The sequence below is a fragment of the Buttiauxella agrestis genome, from assembly GCF_900446255.1.
Classification (GTDB): domain Bacteria; phylum Pseudomonadota; class Gammaproteobacteria; order Enterobacterales; family Enterobacteriaceae; genus Buttiauxella; species Buttiauxella agrestis.
Window position 1 is genome coordinate 1,424,964 of the sequence record NZ_UIGI01000001.1, and the last position, 20,900, is coordinate 1,445,863.

Genomic DNA, 20,900 nt, shown 5'->3' on the forward strand with positions numbered 1-20,900 from the left:
CAAGGCAATGGAATTCGCTTTTTATATTTGCGCAATCATCGCGGTTGGGACCACCTTACGGGTGATCACACATACCAACCCGGTGCATGCCTTGCTGTATCTGATCATCTCGCTGCTGGCAATCTCCGGGGTGTTTTTCTCCCTGGGAGCGTACTTCGCCGCAGCGCTTGAGATTATCGTTTACGCCGGTGCCATCATGGTGCTGTTCGTCTTCGTGGTCATGATGCTTAACCTTGGTGGCTCGGTTGTTGAACAAGAGCGCCAATGGCTGAAACCACAACTGTGGATTGGGCCTGGTGTTTTGTCTGCTGTCCTGCTGGCGGTGCTGGTTTACGCGATTCTCGGTCTGAATGACCAGGGTATCGACGGCACCTCAGTGAGTGCAAAAGCGGTAGGTATCGCGCTGTTCGGACCGTACGTTCTGGCAGTGGAATTAGCCTCAATGCTGCTGTTAGCGGGTCTGGTTGTGGCCTTCCACCTGGGTCGTGAAGACCGCCCTGGTGAAGTGCTGAGCAATCGCCAGGCTGACGCGGCTGTGAAAAGAAAAACGGAGGAGCACGTATGATTCCGCTGCAACATGGACTAATCCTTGCTGCCATTTTGTTCGTTCTTGGGCTGACTGGCCTGGTGATTCGTCGCAACCTGCTTTTCATGTTGATTAGCCTGGAAGTGATGATTAACGCCGCGGCGCTCGCGTTTGTGGTCGCCGGGAGTTATTGGGGCCAGGCTGACGGCCAGGTGATGTATATTCTCGCGATTAGCTTAGCTGCCGCCGAAGCCAGTATTGGCCTCGCGCTGTTATTGCAGCTCCATCGTCGTCGCCAGAGCCTGAATATCGATTCAGTAAGTGAGATGCGTGGATGAACCTTCTCTGGTTAACCATTCTTTTGCCTTTTATTGGCTTTTTATTGTTGGCGTTCTCTCGTGGCCGTTGGTCAGAAAACCTTTCTGCCACGGTTGGAGTTGGCTCAATCGGCCTTGCGGCGTTAGTCACCGCGATTGTCGGCGTTGATTTCTTCAACAACGGGCAACAAGCCTTCACGCAGCCTCTGTGGACCTGGATGTCAGTCGGTGATTTCAATATCGGCTTTAATCTGATCCTCGACGGTTTGTCACTGACCATGCTGTCTGTGGTGACGGGCGTTGGCTTCCTGATCCACATGTACGCTTCCTGGTATATGCGCGGCGAAGAGGGCTACTCCCGCTTCTTCGCCTACACCAACTTGTTTATTGCGAGCATGGTCGTTCTGGTGCTTGGCGATAACCTGTTGCTGATGTATCTCGGTTGGGAAGGCGTGGGTCTGTGCTCGTATCTGCTGATTGGTTTCTACTACACCGATCCGAAGAACGGCGCGGCGGCCATGAAAGCGTTCGTTGTGACCCGCGTGGGCGACGTGTTCCTCGCTTTCGCACTGTTCATTCTTTACAACGAACTGGGCACGCTGAACTTCCGTGAAATGGTTGAACTGGCACCGCAGCACTTTGCGGCTGGCAACCAAATGCTGATGTGGGCAACCCTGATGCTGTTAGGCGGCGCGGTAGGTAAATCTGCGCAGTTGCCTTTACAGACCTGGCTTGCGGATGCAATGGCTGGCCCAACGCCAGTTTCAGCGCTGATCCACGCGGCAACCATGGTTACCGCAGGTGTCTACCTGATTGCGCGTACTCACGGCCTGTTCCTGTTAACACCTGAAGTGCTGCATTTGGTGGGTATCGTAGGTGCAGTGACGCTGGTGATGGCAGGCTTTGCGGCACTGGTGCAAACCGATATCAAACGTGTGCTCGCGTACTCGACCATGAGCCAGATTGGCTACATGTTCCTGGCACTGGGCGTACAAGCGTGGGATGCGGCGATTTTCCACCTGATGACGCACGCTTTCTTCAAAGCGTTGCTGTTCCTGTCGTCTGGTTCGGTGATTCTTGCCTGCCACCACGAACAAAACATCTTCAAAATGGGTGGCCTGCGTAAGTCCATTCCGCTGGTGTATATCTGCTTCCTGGTCGGCGGTGCTGCGTTGTCTGCTCTGCCAATCATTACTGCGGGCTTCTTCAGTAAAGATGAGATTCTGGCCGGTGCGATGGCAAATGGTCATATGAACCTGATGGTTGCAGGTCTGGTCGGTGCGTTTATGACCTCGCTGTATACCTTCCGTATGATCTTCATCGTCTTCCACGGTAAAGAGCAGATTCACGCGCATGCGCTTAAAGGCATCACTCACCACCTGCCGCTGATTGTGCTGCTGGTGTTGTCCACTTTCGTGGGGGCAATGATTGTTCCGCCATTAGCGGGCGTCCTGCCAGCGACCACAGAGCTTGCTCATGGTAGCGTGCTGACGCTGGAGATTACTTCAGGCGTTGTGGCTATCGCCGGCATCCTGATTGCAGCATGGCTGTGGCTGGGCAAACGCACTCTGGTGACCGCCATTGCTAACAGCGCACCGGGCCGCTTCTTCGGTACCTGGTGGTTCCATGCCTGGGGCTTCGATTGGCTGTATGACAAAGTCTTTGTTAAGCCATTCCTCGGTATCGCCTGGTTGATTAAGAGCGATCCGCTGAATTCACTGATGAACATTCCGGCAGTTCTTTCCCGCTTTGCAGGTCGCGGTCTGTTGGTGAGCGAGAACGGTTATCTTCGCTGGTATGTGGCATCAATGAGTATCGGCGCGGTGGTTGTTCTGGGCTTGCTGCTGGTCTTGCGCTAAGTATTTAAGAGTTAAGTGAATTTTCTCTGAGAATTCGTTGAAAATTAGGTCCTGAAAAACAGGCGTCATCGGCGAAGTCAGACTAAACACCGCCAGCGCGGAGCAACCGGAGCGTACTTGAGTACGTGAGGATTGCGAGCACTGTCGGGGTTCGGTATGACGAGCAAGATAGCCTGAACTGGACTTTAACAAGGATATTTATTGCCATGCTATTACCCTGGCTGATACTAATCCCCTTTATTGGCGGCTTCCTCTGCTGGCAGACTGAACGTTTCGGCGTAAAAGTGCCGCGTTGGATCGCGCTGGTAACGATGGGGCTGACACTGGCTCTCTCTTTGCAACTGTGGTTAGCCGGTGGCTACACACTGACGCAATCCGCAGGTTTGCCGCAGTGGCAGTCTGAATTTGTTTTGCCGTGGATCCCACGCTTTGGGATTGAAATCCATCTGGCGTTGGATGGCCTGTCACTGCTGATGGTGGTCCTCACCGGTCTGCTCGGCGTGCTGGCGGTACTCTGTTCCTGGAATGAAATCGAAAAATATCAGGGCTTTTTCCACCTCAACCTGATGTGGATCCTCGGTGGCGTTATCGGCGTGTTCCTTGCCATCGACATGTTCCTGTTCTTCTTCTTCTGGGAAATGATGCTGGTGCCGATGTACTTCCTGATTGCACTGTGGGGCCACAAAGCCTCCGACGGGAAGACGCGTATCACCGCTGCGACCAAGTTCTTCATCTACACCCAGGCAAGCGGCCTGGTGATGTTGATTGCCATTCTTGGTCTGGTGTTCGTGCATTACAACTCAACCGGCGTCTGGACATTTAACTACGAGCAATTGCTGCACACTGAAATGTCCAGCAGCGTTCAATGGTTACTGATGCTGGGCTTCTTCATTGCGTTTGCGGTGAAAATGCCAGTGGTTCCATTGCACGGTTGGCTACCCGATGCGCACTCCCAGGCACCGACGGCGGGTTCTGTTGACCTCGCAGGTATCTTGCTGAAAACCGCGGCCTACGGTCTGCTGCGTTTCGCACTGCCGCTGTTCCCGGAAGCGTCTGCTGAGTTTGCACCTATCGCGATGTGGCTGGGTGTCATCGGTATCTTCTACGGCGCGTGGATGGCCTTCGCACAAACCGACATCAAACGTCTGATTGCTTATACCTCCGTTTCCCACATGGGCTTCGTGTTGATTGCCATTTATACCGGCAGCCAACTGGCTTACCAGGGTGCGGTAATTCAGATGATTGCGCACGGTCTTTCTGCGGCCGGTATGTTCATCATCTGTGGTCAGATTTACGAGCGTCTGCACACTCGTGATATGCGTCTGATGGGTGGCCTGTGGAACAAAATTAAATGGCTGCCAGGTCTGTCGCTGTTCTTTGCAGTGGCAACGCTGGGTATGCCGGGTACCGGTAACTTCGTTGGCGAATTTATGATTCTGTTCGGCAGCTACCGTGTCGTGCCAATGATTACGATTATCTCGACCTTCGGTCTGGTCTTTGCCTCTGTATATTCTCTGGCGATGATTCATCGTGCTTACTTCGGTAAAGCGAAAAGTGAAATCAGTGATAAACAACTGGCAGGCATGTCGCTGCGCGAGTTCTTTATCATCCTGTTGCTGGTGGTGTTGTTAGTCCTGTTGGGCTTCTACCCGCAGCCAATTCTGGATACTTCGCATTCCGCGATGAGCAATATTCAGCAGTGGTTTACCAGTTCAATTCCAACTACAAGGCCGTAATTCGCCATGACTATAACTCCTCAACAATTGATCGCGCTGCTACCGCTGCTCGTCGTCGGATTGACGGTGGTGGTTGTGATGCTCTCCATAGCGTGGCGACGCGACCATTTTGTCAATGCAACACTGGCAGTAATCGGCCTGAATGCCGCACTCGTTTCACTGTGGTTTGTTGGCCAGGCTGGCGCAATGGACGTCACGCCGCTGATGCGCGTTGATGGCTATGCGATGCTTTACACCGGTTTGGTTTTGCTGGCGAGCCTTGCGACTTGTACGTTTGCTTATCCGTGGTTGCAAGGTTATACCGACAACCGCGAAGAGTTTTACTTACTGGTATTGATTGCCGCTCTCGGCGGTATTCTGCTGGCTAACGCAAACCACCTGGCCGCGTTGTTCCTCGGTATCGAGCTGATTTCTCTGCCGTTGTTCGGTTTGATTGGTTACGCTTTCCGCCAGAAACGCTCGCTGGAAGCCAGTATCAAATACACTATTCTGTCTGCCGCAGCGTCTTCATTCCTGCTGTTCGGTATGGCGCTGGTGTATGCGGAATCTGGCGACCTGTCGTTTGTGAGCCTCGGTAAGAGCCTCGCCGATAACATGCTGCATGAACCGCTGCTGCTGGCGGGTCTGGGTCTGATGATTGTTGGCCTTGGCTTTAAACTGTCGCTGGTTCCGTTCCACCTGTGGACACCAGACGTTTACCAGGGCGCACCGGCTCCGGTTTCCACCTTCCTGGCCACTGCCAGCAAAATCGCCATCTTTGGTGTGGTGATGCGTCTGTTCCTCTACGCGCCAGTTGGCGATAGCGAAGCAGTGCGTGTGGTGCTGGGGATTATCGCCTTCGCTTCTATCATCGTCGGCAACCTGATGGCGTTGAGCCAGACCAACATCAAGCGCCTGCTGGGTTACTCGTCTATCGCGCACCTGGGTTATCTGCTGGTGGCTCTGATTGCGCTGCAAAGCGGCGATATGTCGATGGAATCCGTTGGTGTGTATCTGGCCGGTTATCTGTTCAGCAGCCTCGGTGCCTTCGGTGTTGTCAGCCTGATGTCCAGCCCGTACCGTGGACCGGATGCTGATTCGCTGTACTCCTACCGTGGTCTGTTCTGGCACAAGCCGATTCTGTCTGCGGTGATGACCGTGATGATGCTGTCTTTGGCGGGTATCCCAATGACACTGGGCTTCATCGGTAAGTTCTACATCATCGCCGTCGGCGTGCAGTCTCACCTATGGTGGCTGACCGGTGCTGTGGTGCTGGGTAGTGCGATTGGTCTTTACTACTATCTGCGTGTGACGGTGAGTTTGTATCTGAACGCACCGCAACAGCCAGGCCGTGATGCGCCAACAAACTGGGCATTTACTGCGGGCGGTGTTGTCGTGCTGATCTCCGCCGTGCTGGTGTTGTTGCTGGGTGTTTACCCGCAACCGCTGATTACGCTGGTGCGTATGGCGACACCGATGATGTAGTTCCAACCCGACCTGTGAAAGGGCTGCCCAACAGGGTGGCCCTTTTTGTTTTATGGGCTTGCTACACTTAAGCGAGCATTTTCAAACGTGCGGAAGCATATCTTGCGCCAGGTAATTAAATATGGAGTTTTATGACCACGCATCTGGTCTGGTTTCGCAATGATCTACGGGTAAATGATAACCTGGCGTTAGCTGCCGCATGTCGTGACCCTCACGCTCGTGTCGTCGGTCTTTTTATTGCCACACCAGAGCAATGGCGGCAGCACGATATGGCGCCGCGTCAGGCCGAGTTTATCTGGCAACACGTGCAAAGTTTGTCTCGCGCACTTGCCCAGCGCGGCGTTGAGTTGCGGATTCATGAAGTGGCTGATTTTAATGACTGCGTTGAATACCTGAAGAGTTTCTGCGAACAGCAACACATCGACGCCCTGTTTTATAACTATCAATACGAACTTAATGAACGCCAGCGTGATGCAGCGGTTGAGAAGGCGCTGGGTCGGGATGTGGTTTGCCAGGGTTTTGATGACAGCGTATTACTGCCGCCCGGCAGCGTCACAACGGGCAATAACGAGATGTACAAAGTCTTCACGCCTTTTAGCAAAGCGTTTATCAAACGCTTGCACGAAGGTTTACCGGAATGTGTTCCGGCGCCGAAAGCACGTGAAATCACATTGCCTAAGCCAGAATTACTCCGCGAATTTGATTATCCCCGCCAGCCAATAGATGAAAGTTTGTTCCCCATCGGCGAACAGCAGGCGATTAACCAACTGCGCCAGTTTTGCCACCAGCCGGTTGCTGATTACGAGCAACAACGGGATTTCCCCGCCATCGACGGGACCAGCCGCTTATCGGCGTATCTGGCGACTGGTGTGCTGTCGCCGCGCCAGTGTTTACATCGTCTGCTAAAAGAACATCCCCAGGCGCTGGAGGGGGGAAGTGGGAGTGTCTGGTTAAACGAATTAATCTGGCGCGAGTTCTATCGCCATTTGCTGGTGGCGTATCCGAAACTTTGTCGCCATCAGCCATTTATCTCATGGACAGACAACGTTGTCTGGCGACAAGATGAATCGCAGTTTCTCGCCTGGCAGCAAGGTAAAACAGGTTTCCCGATTGTGGATGCGGCCATGCGCCAGCTCAACACCACAGGCTGGATGCACAACCGTTTACGCATGGTGGTGGCGAGTTTTCTGGTCAAAGATTTATTGTGTGACTGGCGGCGTGGTGAACGTTACTTTATGTCACAGCTGATTGATGGGGATCTCGCCGCAAACAATGGCGGCTGGCAGTGGGCAGCCTCCACAGGCACCGACGCGGCACCCTATTTTCGCATCTTCAACCCGACCACACAGGGTGAGCGTTTTGATGCGCAAGGGGAATTTATCCGCCGCTGGTTGCCTGAGCTGACTGATGTTCCGGATAAATATATTCATACGCCCTGGGTTTGGGCAGAAAAACAACAATTGAAGCTGGACTATCCACGCCCCATTGTTGAACATAAACAAGCACGTATCGCGACACTCGCCGCTTATGAAGCGGCCCGGAAATCTTGAGAGAAAGAAGATGAAAAATAGCGAACTCGAACGTCTGATTAACGAGAAGCTCAATAGTGCTGCGATAAGCGATTACGCACCGAATGGTTTGCAGGTTGAAGGGCGCGAAGAGATTCGCAAAATTGTGACCGGCGTGACCGCAAGCCAAGCGCTGATTGATGAGGCGATACGCCAACAGGCAGACGCTATCATCGTTCACCATGGTTATTTCTGGAAAGGTGAATCGCCGGTGATTCGGGGCATGAAACGCAATCGCCTCAAAGCGCTGCTGGCTCACGATATCAATCTCTTCGGCTGGCACTTGCCGCTTGATGCGCATCCGCAACTCGGTAATAACGCGCAGCTTGGTGCGTTGCTGGGCATTGAAACCAAAGGTGAAATTGAGCCGCTGGTGCCCTGGGGAGAGTTCCCAACGCCACTTTCCGGCGTTGAACTGGCGTCATGGATTGAGATGCGTCTGGGGCGCACACCGCTATGGTGTGGCGATACCGGCCCGGAACACATTCGTCGCGTGGCCTGGTGTACGGGCGGCGGGCAAAACTTTATTGATAGCGCGGCCCGTTTTGGCGTCGATGCTTTCATTACCGGCGAAGTTTCAGAACAAACTATTCACTCGGCGCGCGAACAAGGTCTGCATTTCTATGCGGCTGGCCATCATGCTACTGAACGCGGCGGCATCCAGGCATTGAGCGACTGGCTGAACAGCGAAACCGATTTAGACGTCACCTTCATTGATATTCCGAACCCGGCATAACGCAAGACCGAGGAGAAAAAGTGCAAAGAGCACGCTGTTATCTATTAGGCGAAAGCGCAGTGGTTCTCGAACTGGAGCCGCCATTATCACTGGAAAGTCAGCAACGTATCTGGGGATTGACCCAACGATTACTGGAAGCGCCTTCCGTCTCGGAAGTTATCCCCGGGATGAACAATATCACCGTCGTATTACGTGAGCCGCAGAGCCTGGCGCTGGATGGCATTGAACGCATCCAACGCTGGTGGGAAGAGAGTGAAGCCATGATACCCACTTCGCGCTGCATGGAAATTCCTGTGATTTACGGTGGCAGCCACGGGCCAGATTTGGCAGAAGTGGCCGGGCATTGCGGTTTATCGGTAAGCCAGGTGGTCGAACAACACGCGGCGGTTGATTACGTGGTCTATTTCCTCGGCTTCCAGCCAGGCTTTGCGTATCTGGCAGGGCTTGCGCCCACGCTTGTTACCCCACGACGCGCTGAACCGCGTTTGATGGTTCCTGCCGGTTCGGTGGGGATTGGCGGCAGTCAGACCGGAATTTACCCGCTGGCAACGCCGGGCGGTTGGCAGATTATTGGCCAGACGTCGTTGAAATTATTCAATCCGGCAGAAGAGAAACCGACATTATTAACCCCGGGTGATACCGTGCGCTTTGTGCCTCAAAAGGAGGGCGTGTGCTGAAAATTATTCGTGCCGGGATGCACATGTCAGTGCAAGACACCGGGCGCTATGGCTATCGTCAATTAGGCGTGAGCCGCTGCGGTGCGCTTGATGCACCAGCGTTACAAATCGCTAATTTGCTGGTAGGAAATGCCCCGGAAAGCGCAGCGCTGGAAATCACGCTCGGCCATTGCGTCGTTGAGTTTACTCAGGATACCTGGTTTGCCCTGACCGGTGCGGGTTGCCATGCCGAGTTGGATGGCCGTGCGGTGTGGACGGGCTGGCGTTTGCCGGTGAAAGCGGGTCAGCAACTGAAGCTCAAAAACCCTGAGCGTGGCATGCGGAGTTATCTTGCTGTTGCGGGTGGGCTGGATGTGCCTGAGGTTCTGGGGTCGTACAGTACCGATCTTAAAGCGCAGGTGGGTGGCCTTGAAGGACGCTTACTGAAAGATGGCGATGAGATCCCTGTGCTACCCGCCACACGCCATTTCCGTGAAGCGCGGGGGGTGAAACAGCTGTTATGGGGAAATCGCATTCGGGCTCTGGCGGGACCGGAATATCATGAATTTACGCAAACTTCGCAAGATGAATTCTGGCGTCTGCCGTGGCAGTTAAGCCCCCAAAGTAACCGCATGGGCTATCGCTTACAGGGGCAGCGCCTGGAGCGCACCACTGACCGCGAGTTGCTGTCGCATGGCTTGTTACCCGGTGTGGTTCAGGTGCCGCATAACGGGCAGCCTATTGTGCTGATGAACGATGCCCAGACAACAGGCGGCTATCCGAGAATCGCCTGCGTAATTGAAGCCGATATGTTTAACCTGGCGCAAATACGACTCGGCGAACCCGTGCATTTTGTGCAATGCACGCTTGAGGAAGCGCTGAAAGCGCGTCGAGAGCAGCATATTTATCTCGAGCAACTGGCCTGGCGGCTGAATAACGAAGACTGATTTTCAGGGATAATGTGATGCCAGAAGGCCCGGAAATACGACGAGCGGCGGATAAACTCGAAGCCGCGGTTTTAGGGAAGCCTATCACTGCGGCCTGGTTTGCCTTTCCTGCGTTAAAAGCGTTTGAACAGGCACTTGTCGGCCAAAAAGTTGAGCGTATCGAAACGCGCGGTAAAGCGTTACTGACGCATTTTTCTGCCGGTTTAACCCTCTATAGCCACAACCAGCTTTACGGCGTGTGGCACGTGGTTACTTCAGGGGAAGTGCCTGAAACTAACCGGGTGTTACGCGTTAAATTGCAGACAGCCGATAAATCCATTTTGCTCTATAGCGCCTCGGACATTGAAATGCTCGACGCAGACGGCCTGGCGAGCCATCCATTTTTGCTCCGCGTCGGCCCGGATGTGTTAGATCTCAGCCTGAGTGCTGAACAGGTTAAAGAGCGACTATTATCAGCAAGATTTCGCAAGCGGCAGTTCAGCGGTCTGCTGTTGGATCAGGCATTTCTGGCAGGATTAGGAAACTATCTGCGCGTTGAAATTCTTTGGGCGGTGGGGTTGCTGGCGCAGCATAAAGCGCAGGATTTAACCCCCGGGCAACTCGACAAACTTTCGCATGCACTGCTGGATATTCCGCGCCATTCCTACAATACGCGTGGGAATGTCGATGAAAATAAGCATCATGGGGCGATTTTTAGCTTTAAGGTGTTTCATCGGGCAGGGCAGAAGTGCGAGCGTTGCGGCGGCATAATCGAGAAAACAATGCTTTCATCCAGGCCATTTTATTGGTGCCCGGGCTGTCAGCATTAAACAATCCTGAAGATTGCGTTTATCTCATCGGGCAGAGATCGGGTATATTGGGACGCAGATCACAAAAAAATCTTAAAGGAAGACGTTGTACTATGAGTTATCGTTTCGCCCTGACTGCCATGGCAGCCGTTTTAGCCCTCACGGGATGCACAAAATCGAAAACCGCCGACCAGGCTCCGGCTTTCGATTTCGGCTCCTCGCGGGTGACAGTGACGCATATCCCGACGAAAACTGACGATGGCACCGCAATTTACGTGACTGTCGATAGCAAGGATGCCGGTACGCTGGGGACGAGTGAGAGTCTCGAGGTTCAACTGCCTGAGGGTAAACATAAAGTTGGCGGCTATGCCCGGACGCTGATTGGTCGCGTGACGATAGCGCCTGTCGAAGTATCGACATCGAGCGATATGATCAGCCATGTGACCTATTCTGTGGCGAACGGCAAACCGACATTTATCGTCCGCGCATCAACTCCCGTTCCGAAACCGAAGTCAGAATCGATTCCGGCGGAACCCATTCCGATGATACCGAAACAAATTGAAGAGCCTGCCGCCACCGAACAGACGCAGGCTGAAGCACCTGCCGCGCCAGTAGCGACGCAGGAAACACCGACGCCGAAAGTCACCGAGTTGACGCCAACCATTCAGTCGCCGACAGAGACGCAAACCTCGACACCGCAGGGTGTAAGCATCACTAATCTGACGGATACGCCGCAGGCATAACAATGCGCAGAGTTCAGGAGCTGTTTCAGATATAAAAAAACGCGCCATTTAGCGCGTTTTTACTTTCCAGAAACGAACTTATTTTTTCAAATCAGATTTGAAATCACGCTGTTCGTAGCCGGTGTACAGCTGACGTGGACGGGCAATTTTGATGCCGTCGTCGTGCATTTCGTTCCAGTGTGCAATCCAGCCCACGGTACGCGCCATCGCGAAGATAACGGTAAACATGGAAGATGGAATTCCCATCGCTTTCAGGATGATACCGGAGTAGAAGTCCACGTTCGGGTAGAGTTTCTTCTCGATGAAGTACGGGTCGTTAAGCGCAATGTGCTCAAGTTCCATCGCCACTTCCAGCAGGCTGTTATCTTTCAGATTCAGCTCTTTCAGCACTTCATGGCAGGTTTCACGCATCACAGTGGCACGCGGGTCGTAGTTTTTGTAGACGCGGTGGCCAAAGCCCATCAGACGGAAAGAGTCGTTCTTGTCTTTTGCACGACGGATGAACTCAGGAATGTGTTCAACGCTGCTGATTTCTTCGAGCATCTTCAGTGCCGCTTCGTTAGCACCACCGTGCGCAGGTCCCCAAAGGGATGCGATACCGGCTGCGATACAGGCGAACGGGTTAGCACCAGAAGAACCGGCGGTACGCACGGTAGAGGTTGAAGCGTTTTGCTCGTGGTCGGCGTGAAGGATCAGAATACGGTCCATTGCACGTTCCAGAATTGGGTTCACCACGTACTCTTCGCACGGTGTGGAGAACATCATATTCAGGAAATTGCCCGCGTAAGAGAGGTCGTTACGTGGGTAAACGAACGGTTGGCCGATGGAATATTTGTAACACATCGCTGCCATCGTTGGCATTTTGGACAGCAGACGGAAAGCTGCAATCTCGCGGTGACGTGGGTTATTCACGTCCATGGAGTCATGGTAAAACGCTGCCAACGCACCGGTCACGCCGCACATAACAGCCATCGGGTGAGAGTCACGACGGAAACCGTGGAACAAACGGGTGATTTGTTCGTGGATCATGGTGTGACGGGTAACGGTGGTTTTGAATTCTTCGTATTGTTCCTGAGTCGGCTTTTCACCGTTTAGCAGGATATAGCAGACTTCGAGATAATTGGAATGGGTTGCCAGTTGATCGATCGGGAAACCACGGTGCAACAAGATGCCTTCATCACCGTCGATAAAGGTGATTTTTGATTCGCATGATGCGGTAGAGGTGAAACCCGGGTCAAAAGTAAACACACCTTTAGAACCAAGACTACGGATATCAATTACATCCTGACCGAGCGTGCCCTTTAGCACATCCAGTTCGATAGCATCATCACCATTGTAGGTGAGAGTTGCTTTTTTATCAGCCATTTACGGTCTCCTTAGCGCCTAATTTATCAGACTGCGGGATGCCCGACTTGCTTTCAAACCAACCGTGACGCTTACCCGTTTTTTTATATGCTCGTGGCTCTGTTTTGATTGTGTACAGCAAGGGTACAGAGCGAAGGGCGCTTGCAGGTAACATATGCCACGCAGGCGAAAAATCAGCAAATCAGAGCGTTAGCAGTCCATATCATTCAAACCTGTATACCACTAATAACTGTCCTGATTGATTGGGTCAATACCGATACACTGTTACATAACTTATTCTCAGGTGAAAGGCAGACCCTATAACTTTTACGAATTATACGGCTTTTCTGGCTCTGTTTGTAACAAGAATGTTTAAGTTTTGTCAAATCAGATGATTAAAATTTAAAATAATGTTGTTATCGTGATCCTGCTCACTGTTCCGACCAAAACCCTTCAAACTATATGTAGGTTAATTGTAATGAATTTGTGAAGCGCCTATACTGCCGCCAGGTCTCCGGAATACCCTGCCACCGGGCGCCACCCAGCGTTGTAGCCAGTTTTTTGGCATCTGGATGTAGCTGTTTTTGCATGACGCACAGTTATAGAAAGTTCACGCTGTCTGACCCCGCCTGCAGATCCGGAGGAAGGAAACTATAAGAACAGCATGTGGGCGCTATTCATGATAAAAAATGCGAAAAAACAAAGACCTGTAAATCTCGATCTGACAACGATGAGGTTCCCCGTCACTGCGATCGCTTCCATCCTCCATCGTGTATCCGGCGTGATCACCTTTGTGGCTGTTGGCATTCTACTGTGGTTGTTAGGCCAGTCACTCTCTTCTCCAGAAGGCTTCCTCGTTGCTTCATCCATAATGAGTAGCTTCTTTGTGAAATTCATCATGTGGGGCATCCTCACAGCGTTGGCATACCACGTTGTTGTGGGCATTCGCCACATCCTGATGGACACCGGCTTACTGGAAGAAACCCTTATAGCGGGCAAACGATCCGCAATGATTTCCTTTGTTATTACTGTCGTGCTTTCACTTCTCGCAGGAGTCCTCGTATGGTAAGCAATGCCTCCGCATTAGGTCGCAATGGTGTGCATGACTATATTCTGGTTCGTGCCTCCGCCATCGTAATCACCCTGTACATCATCTATATGATTGGGTTTTTCGCTGTTACCGGCGATTTAACCTACGAGGTCTGGAGTGGTTTCTTCGGCTCCGCCTTCACCAAAGTGTTCACCCTGCTGACATTGTTCTCAATTTTGATCCATGCCTGGATTGGCATGTGGCAGGTGTTGACCGACTACGTTAAACCAGTGGCGATTCGTCTTGGGCTGCAATTCGTGATTGTTGTAGCACTGCTGGTTTACGTCATTTATGGATTCGTTGTGGTGTGGGGTGTGTAATGAGTTTACCAGTCAGAGAGTTTGATGCAGTTGTCATCGGTGCTGGTGGTGCAGGTATGCGCGCCGCACTGCAAATTTCACAAGGTGGCCAGACTTGCGCCTTGCTGTCTAAAGTTTTCCCAACCCGTTCCCATACCGTGTCTGCGCAGGGTGGTATCACCGTAGCGCTGGGTAATACCCACGAAGACAACTGGGAATGGCATATGTATGACACGGTAAAAGGTTCCGACTATATCGGTGACCAGGACGCCATTGAATATATGTGTAAAACCGGGCCGGAAGCGATTCTGGAACTGGAGCATATGGGTCTGCCGTTCTCCCGCCTTGATGATGGCACTATTTATCAGCGTCCGTTTGGCGGCCAGTCGAAGAACTTCGGCGGCGAGCAGGCGGCGCGCACCGCAGCGGCGGCTGACCGTACCGGTCATGCATTGTTGCACACGCTGTACCAACAAAACCTGAAAAACAAAACCACGATTTTCTCCGAATGGTATGCGCTTGATCTGGTGAAAAACGCCGATGGCGCCGTGGTGGGGACGACCGCGCTGTGTATCGAAACCGGTGAAGTGGTTTATTTCAAAGCGAAAGCGACCATCCTGGCAACCGGTGGTGCGGGCCGTATTTATCAGTCCACGACTAACGCGCACATTAATACCGGCGACGGTGTTGGCATGGCGCTGCGCGCTGGCGTGCCTGTACAAGATATGGAAATGTGGCAGTTCCACCCAACCGGGATTGCAGGTGCGGGTGTGCTGGTTACAGAAGGTTGTCGTGGTGAGGGCGGTTATCTGCTGAACAAACACGGCGAGCGTTTCATGGAGCGTTACGCGCCAAACGCGAAAGATCTGGCGGGCCGAGACGTTGTTGCGCGTTCCATCATGATTGAAATCCGCGAAGGTCGCGGTTGTGACGGCCCATGGGGTCCGCACGCGAAACTGAAACTCGACCACCTGGGCAAAGAAGTTCTCGAATCCCGTCTGCCGGGTATCCTCGAACTGTCTCGTACCTTTGCCCACGTTGACCCGGTTAAAGAGCCAATCCCGGTTATCCCAACCTGCCACTATATGATGGGCGGTATCCCGACCAAAGTCACCGGCCAGGCGCTGACCGTGAATGAGCAGGGTGAAGACGTGCTGATTCCTGGTCTGTTTGCCGTCGGTGAAATCGCTTGTGTATCCGTTCACGGTGCAAACCGTCTGGGCGGTAACTCACTGCTGGATCTGGTGGTATTTGGCCGCGCTGCGGGCATGCATCTGCTGGAGTCTATCGCAGAGCAGGGCGAGCTGCGTGATGCGACCGAAGACGAAATTAATGCCGCCCTCGAGCGCCTGAACCGCTGGAACGGTAACCGTAACGGCGAAGATCCGGTGGAAATCCGCAAAGCGCTTCAGGAATGTATGCAGCACAACTTCTCGGTATTCCGTGAAGGTGATGCGATGGCAAAAGGTCTTGAGCAACTGAAAGAAATCCGCGAGCGCCTGAAAAACGCCCGTCTGGATGATACTTCAAGCGAGTTCAACACCCAGCGCGTTGAGTGCCTCGAGCTTGATAACCTGATGGAAACTGCTTTTGCGACCGCTGTTTCCGCTAACTTCCGCACCGAAAGCCGTGGCGCGCATAGCCGCTTCGACTATCCGGAACGTGACGATGCAAACTGGCTGTGTCACAGCCTGTATCTGCCTGAGTCGGAAAGCATGACTCGCCGTGAGGTGAACATGCAGCCGAAACTGCGTCCGGCATTCCCGCCGAAAGTGCGTACTTATTAATAGCGGAGCAAAGTGATGAAACTCGAATTCTCAATTTATCGCTACAACCCGGATGTTGACGATGCTCCGCGTATGCAGGAGTACACCCTGGAAGGGGAAGAAGGGCGCGACATGATGTTGCTTGACGCGCTGATGCAACTGAAAGAAAAAGATCCGACGCTGTCTTTCCGTCGCTCGTGCCGTGAAGGGGTCTGTGGCTCCGATGGCGTGAACATGAACGGTAAAAATGGCCTGGCTTGTATCACCCCGATCTCCGCATTGGGCAACGGAAAGCAGAAGATTGTGATCCGTCCACTACCTGGATTGCCGGTTGTGCGCGATCTGGTTGTAGACATGGGGCAATTCTATGCTCAATATGAGAAGATTAAGCCTTACTTGTTGAATAATGGGCAAAATCCACCGGCTCGTGAGCATTTACAATCACCCGAGCAGCGTGAGAAATTGGATGGATTGTACGAGTGTATTCTGTGTGCGTGCTGCTCGACTTCCTGCCCGTCGTTCTGGTGGAACCCGGATAAGTTCATCGGCCCGGCAGGTTTACTGGCGGCATATCGCTTCCTGATTGACAGCCGTGATACTGAAACCGCAAGTCGTCTTGACGGAATCAGTGATGCTTTCAGCGTATTCCGCTGCCATGGCATCATGAATTGCGTCAGTGTGTGTCCTAAGGGATTGAACCCGACGAAAGCCATCGGCCACATTAAGTCGATGTTGCTGCAAAAGAGTGCCTAGCTTTTAGTTCCCTCTCCTTCGGGAGAGGGGAAAATTTGCAGGAAACCTTTAAAAACTGCCCTGTTGCGACAGTTTTTAAAGGTTCCTTCTCGAGCCGCCTGGAAAGGAAAAAGGCTCGTAGTTGTGAACCCCGGTAATGTGTACCACATGTGTACGCAATAGTTATTCACGGCGAAATAAGCATATAAATGCTTAAGGGATCACGATGCAGAACGGCGAAATGAAAGCCTGGCTGGATTCCTCTTACCTGGCAGGTGCAAACCAGTCCTGGATAGAGCAGCTCTATGAAGACTTCTTAACCGATCCTGACTCTGTTGATGCGCACTGGCGCTCAATGTTCCAGCAATTACCTGGAACCGGGGCCAGACCGGATCAATTCCATTCCAAAACACGTGATTATTTCCGTCGTCTGGCGAAGGATGCCTCACGTTATTCCACCGCAATCACCGACCCTGACACCGACGTTAAGCAAGTCAAAGTGTTGCAGCTGATCAACGCCTGGCGTTTCCGTGGTCATCAGGCTGCAAACCTTGATCCACTTGGTTTGTGGAAGCAGGACGCGGTTCCCGATCTTGACCCGGTCTTCCATAATCTGACTGACGCCGATCTTCAGGAAACTTTCAATGTGGGTTCTTTTGCCAGCGGCAAAGAAACCATGAAGTTGTCCGACTTGATCAGTGCGCTGAAGCAGACTTACGGCGGATCTATCGGTGCGGAATATATGCACATCACCAACACCGAAGAAAAACGCTGGATTCAGCAGCGCATTGAATCGGTAGTGGGTCACTCAACATTTACTGTTGATGAGAAAAAACGCTTCCTGCAGGAGCTGACCGCAGCAGAAGGCCTTGAGCGTTACCTGGGTGCGAAATTCCCAGGCGCAAAACGCTTCTCGCTGGAAGGCGGTGATGCACTGGTGCCAATGCTCAAAGAGATGATCCGCCATGCGGGCAAGAGCGGCACACGTGAAGTGGTTCTGGGTATGGCACACCGTGGCCGCCTGAACGTACTCATCAACGTACTGGGTAAAAAACCGCAGGAACTGTTCGACGAGTTCGCCGGTAAGCATAAAGAACACCTCGGCACCGGTGATGTGAAGTACCACATGGGCTTCTCATCTGACGTTGAAACCGAAGGCGGCCTGGTTCACCTGGCGCTGGCGTTTAACCCGTCACACCTCGAAATCGTTAGCCCGGTGGTTATCGGTTCTGTCCGCGCGCGTCTGGACCGTCTGGAAAAACCAGGTATTAACCAGGTTCTGCCAATCACCATTCATGGTGACGCCGCGGTAGCCGGGCAGGGCGTGGTTCAGGAAACCCTGAACATGTCCAAAGCGCGTGGTTACGAAGTGGGCGGTACCGTTCGCATTGTTATCAATAACCAGATTGGTTTCACCACCTCTAACCCGCTGGATGCGCGTTCTACACCGTACTGTACCGATATCGGTAAGATGGTGATGGCGCCAATTTTCCACGTGAATGCAGATGATCCGGAAGCGGTAGCGTTTGTGACTCGTCTGGCGCTGGACTTCCGTAACACCTTTAAGCGCGACGTGTTTATCGATCTGGTTTGTTACCGTCGCCATGGTCATAACGAAGCTGATGAGCCAAGCGCAACTCAGCCAGTGATGTACCAGAAAATTAAGAAACACCCGACGCCGCGTAAGATCTACGCAGACCGTCTGGAGCAGCAAAAACTGGCAACGCTTGAAGATGCCACCGAAATGGTGAATCTCTATCGTGACGCGCTGGATGCTGGCGAATGTGTGGTTGAAGAATACCGCCCAATGAACATGCATTCATTTACCTGGTCGCCATACCTCAACCACGAGTGGGATGAGAGCTATCCGAACAAGGTAGAGATGAAGCGTTTGCAGGAGCTGGCGAAGCGTATTAGCAGCGCCCCTGAAACCGTTGAGATGCAGTCACGCGTAGCGAAAATCTACAGCGACCGCATGGAAATGGCGAACGGCGCGAAGAAATTCGACTGGGGCGCGGCTGAAAATCTGGCGTACGCAACCCTGGTTGATGAAGGCGTTTCTGTACGTTTGTCGGGTGAAGATGTGGGACGTGGGACATTCTTCCACCGCCACGCTGTGATTCACAACCAGACTAACGGTTCAACTTACACGCCGCTGCAACACGTTCACAACAGCCAGGGCGAGTTCAAAGTCTGGGACTCCGTGCTGTCTGAAGAAGCGGTCCTGGCGTTCGAATACGGTTATGCCACTGCGGAACCGCGCACGCTGACTATCTGGGAAGCTCAGTTCGGCGACTTCGCCAACGGCGCTCAGGTTGTTATCGACCAGTTCATCAGTTCCGGCGAGCAGAAATGGGGCCGTATGTGTGGCCTGGTGATGTTGCTGCCACACGGTTACGAAGGCCAGGGTCCGGAGCACTCCTCCGCGCGTCTGGAGCGTTACCTCCAACTGTGTGCTGAACAAAACATGCAGGTTTGCGTGCCTTCTACTCCAGCGCAGGTTTATCACATGCTGCGTCGCCAGGCGCTGCGCGGCATGCGTCGTCCGCTGGTGGTGATGTCACCTAAGTCTCTGTTGCGTCACCCGCTGGCAGTTTCCACCATGGAAGAACTGGCTAACGGCACCTTCTTACCTGCCATTGGCGAAGTTGACGAGCTTGATCCTAAAGCGGTGAAACGCGTCGTCCTGTGTTCTGGTAAGGTTTATTACGATTTGCTGGAACAGCGTCGTAAGAACGATCAAAAAGATGTGGCGATTGTGCGCATCGAACAGTTGTATCCGTTCCCGCACCAGGCGGTGCAGGAAGCATTGAAACCCTTTGCTCACGTACATGATTTTGTGTGGTGCCAGGAAGAGCCGCTTAACCAGGGCGCATGGTACTGTAGCCAGCACCATTTCCGTGAAGTGATTCCATTTGGATCAGCCCTGCGTTATGCAGGTCGTCCAGCCTCCGCATCACCTGCGGTAGGGTACTTGTCCGTTCACCAGAAACAGCAGCAAGATCTGGTTAATGACGCGCTGAACGTCGATTAATTAAAGGATAAAAAATGAGTAGCGTAGATATTCTAGTTCCTGACCTGCCTGAGTCCGTTGCCGATGCGACTGTTGCAACCTGGCATAAAAAACCGGGTGACACCGTGACCCGTGACGAAGTGCTGGTGGAAATCGAAACTGACAAAGTGGTACTGGAAGTACCGGCGTCTGCAGATGGTATTCTGGATGCTGTACTGGAAGATGAAGGCACCACCGTAACTTCTCGTCAAATCCTGGGTCGCCTGCGTGAAGGCAACAGCTCTGGTAAAGAGACTTCTGCAAAAGCAGAAAGCAAAGAGTCTACCCCGGCGCAGCGCCAGCAGGCTTCTTTGGAAGAGCAGAGCAATGACGCTCTCAGCCCGGCTATTCGCCGCCTGATTGCAGAGCATTCTCTGGATGCTAATGCCATTAAAGGCAGCGGTGTTGGCGGTCGTATCACCCGTGAAGATGTGGATAAGCATCTGACTCAGGCGAAAGCGGCTCAACCTGCTCAAGCTAAAGCGGCAGAAGAATCCAAAGCTCCGGTTGCGCCACTGGCTGGCCGTAGCGAAAAACGCGTTCCAATGACTCGCCTGCGCAAACGCGTTGCTGAACGTTTGCTGGAAGCGAAAAATTCCACTGCCATGCTCACGACGTTTAACGAAGTGAACATGAAGCCAATCATGGAACTGCGTAAGCAGTACGGTGAATCTTTTGAGAAACGCCACGGTGTACGTCTGGGCTTCATGTCCTTCTACATCAAAGCGGTCGTTGAAGCACTGAAACGCTATCCGGAAGTGAACGCTTCTATTGATGGCGAAGACGTGGTTTACCACAACTACTTCGACGTGAGCATTGCGGTTTCTACCCCACGCGGCCTGGTGACTCCGGTACTGCGTGATGTTGATACCCTGGGTATGGCTGACATCGAAAAACGCATCAAAGAACTGGCAGTCAAAGGCCGTGACGGCAAGCTGACAGTGGAAGATTTGACTGGCGGTAACTTCACCATTACCAACGGTGGTGTGTTTGGTTCCCTGATGTCAACGCCGATCATCAACCCACCGCAGAGCGCGATCCTCGGCATGCACGCTATCAAAGATCGTCCGATGGCGGTTGACGGTAAAGTTGAGATCCTGCCAATGATGTATCTGGCGCTGTCTTACGATCACCGTTTGATCGATGGCCGTGAATCAGTGGGTTATCTGGTAGCAATCAAAGAATTGCTCGAAGACCCGACTCGTCTGCTGCTGGACGTTTAGTTTAAAAGCATCACCTGCACTGTAGGCCGGATAAGCGTAGCGCCATCCGGCACG

General features: G+C 52.9%; 19 protein-coding genes. 17 read left to right on the forward strand and 2 right to left on the reverse strand.

Features of this window, described 5'->3' with window-relative positions; all coding sequences use genetic code 11:
• Positions 1-7: 7 nt before the first annotated feature.
• The 11 genes from nuoJ to DY231_RS06810 all read left to right on the forward strand — a co-directional run bounded on the left by nuoJ (position 8) and on the right by DY231_RS06810 (position 11,340).
• A complete protein-coding gene (nuoJ, locus tag DY231_RS06760) occupies positions 8-565 on the forward strand; it encodes an NADH-quinone oxidoreductase subunit J (RefSeq protein WP_115627736.1) in 558 nt (185 codons plus the stop codon).
• On the forward strand, positions 562-864 hold the full coding sequence (gene nuoK / locus DY231_RS06765) for an NADH-quinone oxidoreductase subunit NuoK (protein ID WP_034458791.1): 303 nt from the start codon (positions 562-564) through the stop codon (positions 862-864). The genes nuoJ and nuoK overlap by 4 nt, the downstream gene beginning before the upstream one ends.
• Positions 861-2,702, forward strand: a complete 1,842-nt coding sequence (gene nuoL, locus DY231_RS06770) for an NADH-quinone oxidoreductase subunit L (RefSeq protein ID WP_115627737.1) — start codon at positions 861-863, stop codon at positions 2,700-2,702. The genes nuoK and nuoL overlap by 4 nt, the downstream gene beginning before the upstream one ends.
• A gap of 206 nt (positions 2,703-2,908) precedes the next feature.
• Complete coding sequence (gene nuoM / locus DY231_RS06775) at positions 2,909-4,438, forward strand: NADH-quinone oxidoreductase subunit M (protein WP_115627738.1); 1,530 nt, start codon at positions 2,909-2,911, stop codon at positions 4,436-4,438.
• A gap of 6 nt (positions 4,439-4,444) precedes the next feature.
• On the forward strand, positions 4,445-5,902 hold the full coding sequence (gene nuoN / locus DY231_RS06780; RefSeq protein WP_034497210.1) for an NADH-quinone oxidoreductase subunit NuoN: 1,458 nt from the start codon (positions 4,445-4,447) through the stop codon (positions 5,900-5,902).
• A 131-nt stretch (positions 5,903-6,033) separates the two neighbouring features.
• Positions 6,034-7,452, forward strand: coding sequence for a deoxyribodipyrimidine photo-lyase (gene phrB / locus DY231_RS06785; RefSeq protein ID WP_115627739.1), 1,419 nt, complete (start codon positions 6,034-6,036; stop codon positions 7,450-7,452).
• A 10-nt stretch (positions 7,453-7,462) separates the two neighbouring features.
• On the forward strand, positions 7,463-8,206 hold the full coding sequence (locus DY231_RS06790) for a type 2 GTP cyclohydrolase I (RefSeq protein ID WP_115627740.1): 744 nt from the start codon (positions 7,463-7,465) through the stop codon (positions 8,204-8,206).
• 20 nt (positions 8,207-8,226) lie between these two features.
• Entirely contained in the window at positions 8,227-8,883 is a 657-nt protein-coding gene (pxpB, locus tag DY231_RS06795) for a 5-oxoprolinase subunit PxpB (RefSeq protein ID WP_115627741.1), read from the forward strand.
• On the forward strand, positions 8,877-9,809 hold the full coding sequence (gene pxpC / locus DY231_RS06800) for a 5-oxoprolinase subunit PxpC (protein WP_115627742.1): 933 nt from the start codon (positions 8,877-8,879) through the stop codon (positions 9,807-9,809). Before pxpB ends, pxpC begins: the two co-directional genes overlap by 7 nt.
• A gap of 17 nt (positions 9,810-9,826) precedes the next feature.
• Positions 9,827-10,618 carry an endonuclease VIII gene (gene nei, locus DY231_RS06805; RefSeq protein WP_115627743.1) on the forward strand — a complete coding sequence of 264 codons (792 nt, stop codon included), beginning with the start codon at positions 9,827-9,829 and terminating at the stop codon, positions 10,616-10,618.
• Between the two features lie 92 nt (positions 10,619-10,710).
• Complete coding sequence (locus DY231_RS06810; RefSeq protein ID WP_256682647.1) at positions 10,711-11,340, forward strand: hypothetical protein; 630 nt, start codon at positions 10,711-10,713, stop codon at positions 11,338-11,340.
• Between the two features lie 78 nt (positions 11,341-11,418).
• Here the strand turns inward: DY231_RS06810 and DY231_RS06815 are convergent, their stop codons facing one another.
• Positions 11,419-12,705 (reverse strand): citrate synthase, encoded by a 1,287-nt coding sequence (locus DY231_RS06815; RefSeq protein ID WP_034497193.1) that lies wholly within the window; start codon positions 12,703-12,705, stop codon positions 11,419-11,421.
• Between the two features lie 206 nt (positions 12,706-12,911).
• A complete protein-coding gene (locus DY231_RS25680) occupies positions 12,912-13,070 on the reverse strand; it encodes a hypothetical protein (RefSeq protein ID WP_425591308.1) in 159 nt (52 codons plus the stop codon).
• Between the two features lie 278 nt (positions 13,071-13,348).
• On the opposite strand from DY231_RS25680, the gene sdhC reads away from it, so the two are divergent.
• The 6 genes from sdhC to odhB all read left to right on the forward strand — a co-directional run bounded on the left by sdhC (position 13,349) and on the right by odhB (position 20,846).
• Positions 13,349-13,753: a succinate dehydrogenase cytochrome b556 subunit gene (sdhC, locus tag DY231_RS06820; protein WP_034497190.1), complete on the forward strand. Its 405-nt coding sequence runs from the start codon at positions 13,349-13,351 to the stop codon at positions 13,751-13,753.
• Positions 13,747-14,094: a succinate dehydrogenase membrane anchor subunit gene (gene sdhD, locus DY231_RS06825; protein ID WP_034497188.1), complete on the forward strand. Its 348-nt coding sequence runs from the start codon at positions 13,747-13,749 to the stop codon at positions 14,092-14,094. The genes sdhC and sdhD overlap by 7 nt, the downstream gene beginning before the upstream one ends.
• Complete coding sequence (sdhA, locus tag DY231_RS06830) at positions 14,094-15,860, forward strand: succinate dehydrogenase flavoprotein subunit (protein WP_115627744.1); 1,767 nt, start codon at positions 14,094-14,096, stop codon at positions 15,858-15,860. Before sdhD ends, sdhA begins: the two co-directional genes overlap by 1 nt.
• Positions 15,861-15,875: 15 nt before the next feature.
• A complete protein-coding gene (locus tag DY231_RS06835; protein WP_034497183.1) occupies positions 15,876-16,592 on the forward strand; it encodes a succinate dehydrogenase iron-sulfur subunit in 717 nt (238 codons plus the stop codon).
• A gap of 205 nt (positions 16,593-16,797) precedes the next feature.
• Positions 16,798-19,605, forward strand: coding sequence for a 2-oxoglutarate dehydrogenase E1 component (gene sucA / locus DY231_RS06840; protein ID WP_115627745.1), 2,808 nt, complete (start codon positions 16,798-16,800; stop codon positions 19,603-19,605).
• Positions 19,606-19,619: 14 nt separating this feature from the next.
• On the forward strand, positions 19,620-20,846 hold the full coding sequence (odhB, locus tag DY231_RS06845; protein ID WP_115627746.1) for a 2-oxoglutarate dehydrogenase complex dihydrolipoyllysine-residue succinyltransferase: 1,227 nt from the start codon (positions 19,620-19,622) through the stop codon (positions 20,844-20,846).
• Positions 20,847-20,900: the final 54 nt, after the last annotated feature.

Coding starts and splice junctions, on each gene's coding strand:
- nuoJ (WP_115627736.1), top strand. CDS start 8: ATGGAATTCGCTTTTTATATTTGCGCAATCATCGCGGTTGGGACCACC.
- nuoK (WP_034458791.1), top strand. CDS start 562: ATGATTCCGCTGCAACATGGACTAATCCTTGCTGCCATTTTGTTCGTT.
- nuoL (WP_115627737.1), top strand. CDS start 861: ATGAACCTTCTCTGGTTAACCATTCTTTTGCCTTTTATTGGCTTTTTA.
- nuoM (WP_115627738.1), top strand. CDS start 2,909: ATGCTATTACCCTGGCTGATACTAATCCCCTTTATTGGCGGCTTCCTC.
- nuoN (WP_034497210.1), top strand. CDS start 4,445: ATGACTATAACTCCTCAACAATTGATCGCGCTGCTACCGCTGCTCGTC.
- phrB (WP_115627739.1), top strand. CDS start 6,034: ATGACCACGCATCTGGTCTGGTTTCGCAATGATCTACGGGTAAATGAT.
- DY231_RS06790 (WP_115627740.1), top strand. CDS start 7,463: ATGAAAAATAGCGAACTCGAACGTCTGATTAACGAGAAGCTCAATAGT.
- nei (WP_115627743.1), top strand. CDS start 9,827: ATGCCAGAAGGCCCGGAAATACGACGAGCGGCGGATAAACTCGAAGCC.
- DY231_RS06810 (WP_256682647.1), top strand. CDS start 10,711: ATGAGTTATCGTTTCGCCCTGACTGCCATGGCAGCCGTTTTAGCCCTC.
- DY231_RS06815 (WP_034497193.1), bottom strand. CDS start 12,705: ATGGCTGATAAAAAAGCAACTCTCACCTACAATGGTGATGATGCTATC.
- sdhC (WP_034497190.1), top strand. CDS start 13,349: ATGTGGGCGCTATTCATGATAAAAAATGCGAAAAAACAAAGACCTGTA.
- sdhD (WP_034497188.1), top strand. CDS start 13,747: ATGGTAAGCAATGCCTCCGCATTAGGTCGCAATGGTGTGCATGACTAT.
- sdhA (WP_115627744.1), top strand. CDS start 14,094: ATGAGTTTACCAGTCAGAGAGTTTGATGCAGTTGTCATCGGTGCTGGT.
- DY231_RS06835 (WP_034497183.1), top strand. CDS start 15,876: ATGAAACTCGAATTCTCAATTTATCGCTACAACCCGGATGTTGACGAT.
- sucA (WP_115627745.1), top strand. CDS start 16,798: ATGCAGAACGGCGAAATGAAAGCCTGGCTGGATTCCTCTTACCTGGCA.
- odhB (WP_115627746.1), top strand. CDS start 19,620: ATGAGTAGCGTAGATATTCTAGTTCCTGACCTGCCTGAGTCCGTTGCC.